Source organism: Nocardia farcinica (genome assembly GCF_029867845.1).
Lineage (GTDB): Bacteria > Actinomycetota > Actinomycetes > Mycobacteriales > Mycobacteriaceae > Nocardia > Nocardia farcinica_A.
The window spans coordinates 1-3,274 of record NZ_JARWRU010001090.1; the positions used below are offsets into that span (position 1 = coordinate 1).

Annotated in this window: 3 protein-coding genes and 1 pseudogene; all 4 read right to left on the bottom strand. The window is 69.0% G+C overall.

Going from position 1 to position 3,274, the window contains the following annotated elements; all coding sequences use genetic code 11:
• Positions 1-1,266, bottom strand: a pseudogene (locus QH283_RS24110) (toprim domain-containing protein); the annotation flags it as partial.
• Between the two features lie 38 nt (positions 1,267-1,304).
• On the bottom strand, positions 1,305-2,081 hold the full coding sequence (locus tag QH283_RS24115; protein WP_011212405.1) for a DUF4913 domain-containing protein: 777 nt from the start codon (positions 2,079-2,081) through the stop codon (positions 1,305-1,307).
• Entirely contained in the window at positions 2,078-2,602 is a 525-nt protein-coding gene (locus QH283_RS24120; protein WP_011212404.1) for a TraM recognition domain-containing protein, read from the bottom strand. Before QH283_RS24120 ends, QH283_RS24115 begins: the two co-directional genes overlap by 4 nt.
• Positions 2,603-2,746: 144 nt before the next feature.
• Positions 2,747-3,274 (bottom strand): recombinase family protein (locus QH283_RS24125; RefSeq protein WP_280505224.1); only part of this gene is annotated, 528 nt, incomplete at its 5' end.

The following is a 3,274-nucleotide window of genomic DNA, read 5'->3' on the forward strand; positions in this document are numbered from 1 at the left end:
GGCCTTCTCGGGGGCGGCGGGTTCCTCGGCGTCGGGGGCGGCTTGTTCGGACTTGCGGGCCGCCTCGGCGGCGGCGGCCGCGCGCTGGTGGACGGCTTTGGTCGCCATCAGCAGCATCTGCTGCATCAGCAACTTCATGAACACCGACCACTGACTGTGCATGTGGTCGACCTCGTCGGAATGCGGTGTCGTCTCGGCGGCGGGAGTGAGCAAGGATTCAGGCATCGGATGTCCTTGGGGAGAGGGCGTTTCGGCGGGGAACTCGGGCGCGGGCGACACCGCAGAGGGCGGTGGGGCCGGTCCGGCCACCGCCGCGGTCGTGGTGGCCGGCGGGGTGGGCACGGCGGTCAGGGCGCGGGTGTAGGGGTCCAGGTACGGGATCGGCACCAAATCAGCGATCCGATGCCCGGCCTCGAGATGGTCGGTGAGGTCCTTGCCGGTGGCGGCCTGCACCACCCGCACCCGTCCCACCAGCCCGGACAGGGTGGCCATGACCCGGTCGGCGCGGTGAAAGCCCGGCGCGTCGCGGTCGGCGACGATAACCACGGTGCGCGCCCCACGCAGCCACTCGGCATGCTCGGGCGACCACCCCGAGGCGCCGCCGGCGTTGGTGGTGGCCACCAACCCCGCTGCGGCGGCGTTGAGGGCGTCCTTCTCCCCCTCGACGAGGTAGATGGTGCGCCCGGCGGCGATCGCTTCACGAACCTGCGGCAGCTGGAACGGGATCTTGTCGAAACCGGTGCGCTCCCAACCACCGTGCCGGGAGTTCCAGGAGCGTTGGGAGAACGACTTGTCCCGCCCACCCTCGAAATCGGCCTCGCGGCGGATGACCTCACCGGCGACGGTGCCGTCAGCGCGGACGTAGGTGTAGGTGGCGGTCGACCTCCACGGCGAAACCTGCGCGCCGAGGTCACGTTTGGGTTTGTGCGCCGGGATGCCCGCCGCGCGCAGGGCACGATCGGATCGGGATTCCGCCCGCTTGGCTGGGCGCCGGGCCGGACCGGACCGCGCCCCACGCTCACCGCGCCGCAACGGGGTGTCGTAGAGGTCGGCCACCCGCAGCCCGACCGCGTCGAGAACCAGTTCGTCCTCACACCCGGCCTGGCAGCGGACCTTCGTGCGGCCGGCGTCGCCGAAATACTTCACCGACAACGACGGCCGATGATGACGACCATCACCCTCGTGCACCGGGCAGCAGTACTTCGTCCACGACCCTGACGGACGGCCCGGGCCCACCACCTGCTCCAGCGCGGTGGTGACCCGCACCCACGACCCCCGACCCGCCTCATGTGCTGGGACGGCCATCAGGGAAACTCCCGGATGACCACCCGGCGGGCCTGCCCGGTGGCGGGCGGCAGGTAGAGACTCGTCACCGGCAGCGCCGCCGTGGTGGTGTCGGGCTGCTGGTCCTCGATGTAGCCGTCGGCGAACTTCAGCGCGTCGGGGATCTCCACGACCGGCAGCTTGGTCAGGCGCCGCACATGCCCATCGGCGACCGAGCAGTAGCGGAACGGCCCGTTCTCGGGATCGAGCAGGCGGTCCATCATCGGGTCGGCGTGGTGCAGCCACCACACCGACATCTCCACCCCGTCGCCCTGGCGCATCCGCTCGAAGGACCGCCACAACGCCGCCAACCGGGCCACGGCCTCACCGTGGTCCCACCACACCGGGCACCAGCGAGCCTTCTTCTGGCTCCCCTCCCGGGTGACCTCGCGGCGGTAGACGCGGGCGAGGAACTCGGAGACGAACAGCTCCAGGTTGCGGTACTTCAGCTTCTCGACCGGGTCCTCACCCTGCTGGGGGTCGACCGCGGCCAGCGCGTCACGCACCGCCGCGACCCGCATCTCCTCGGCGACCTCCTCGGTGAGGACCTCATCGAGTGCGCCCTTGGCGATGAGCTGGGCGGCCTCGGCGACCTGGGAAGCGATCGCTTTGCGGACCGCACCGGTCAACGCCTCGGTCAGCTCCACCACCCCACCGACCCCCGCCCCGGCCCCTGCCCCGGTGTCGGTGTCGGTGTCGAGGGTGGTGAGGTCGATGTCGATGTCGCTGCTGCTGGTCGGGATATCGGTGCTGGTCATGCGGTTTTGCCTTTCTGGTCGGACAGTGGCGGCACCACCTGCAACCGCGGCCGCACGGGCTCGGTGGCGTTGGCGAGTTCGTCGAGAGCGGCGGCGATTTGGGCGGCGTAGGGGCGGTCCATCCAGGGCACGGTCTGGGCGAGCGTGGCCCGGTTGCCGGAGGTGAACACCACGCACCGCCCGCGCGGCATCGCCGCCAGATCACTCGGGTGCAGGGTGATTTCGGTGGTCCGCGACACCGAGTGCGAGCGGTGCCCGCCCTGGGCTTTGCTGACCGAGACCGACTGCTCGTAGTGCGGGCCGATCAACTCCGAGCGGGCGCGAAGGAACGCTTCGTCGTCCAGGCCGCCGCCGATGACCTTCACATTCGCCGCCGACCACAGCGCCTTCATGCCGTCCTCGCCCCAGCAGCGCACACCGGGGTAGCCGTAGCATTTGCCGAAAATCGGGCGGATATGGCGTTGTGTCTGGTCGATGATCCGCTCGGCCTGTTGGGTTGAAACGATCGTCTGTCTCGCCACCGGCTCCTGGTGGGCGCGGCGTATCCGCCCAGCTCGCCGACGATCCGATTCGGGTCAGGACTCGTGTGGGACGTAAGGGCCCGCAACCCAAGGGTTGTCAGGAAGTGCGAAGTAGCGGGGTCTTTACGACAGGCTGGTGAATTCTCAGGCTCGTGGTGGAGCATTGCTGACGATGCGGTGGATGGTGGAGCGGCCGACGCTGTATTCCTCGGCGAGGTCAGCGAGGCTCGCGTCGTCGGCGGGGTCGTGGTAGCGGCGGTGGATTGTTTTCCGTGCCGTGAGAGGTAGTTTCGGCTGTTTGCCTTTGAGTCTGCCTTTTGCGCGGGCTTTGGCCATGCCCTCGCGGGTGCGTAGGTGGTTGAGGTTGGCTTCGAATTCGGCGACCATGGCGAGGGTTTGCAGGAACAGCTTGCCGAACGGGTCTGCCCAGTCGTAGATCGAGCTCCCGAGTCCGAACAGCACATCGCGCTCGCGCAGTTCGGTCAGGGTCTGGCCTGCTTCGGCCATGTTGCGTGCGAATCGGTCGAACTTCGTCGTGGTCAGCACTACCTGTCGCTCGTCGATGGCCGCTGCGGCGGAGGTGGCGGCGGCGAGTGCGTTGTCCAGGCCGGCCCGGTTGTTGCGGGTGGTCCCGGAGAACCCTTTGTCGATGAAGATCCGCTCGCGCGGCAC

What these genes read in the sequence shown, in the direction of transcription:
- QH283_RS24115 (WP_011212405.1), bottom strand. Translation starts at nt 2,081, where the DNA reads ATGACCAGCACCGATATCCCGACCAGCAGCAGCGACATCGACATCGAC.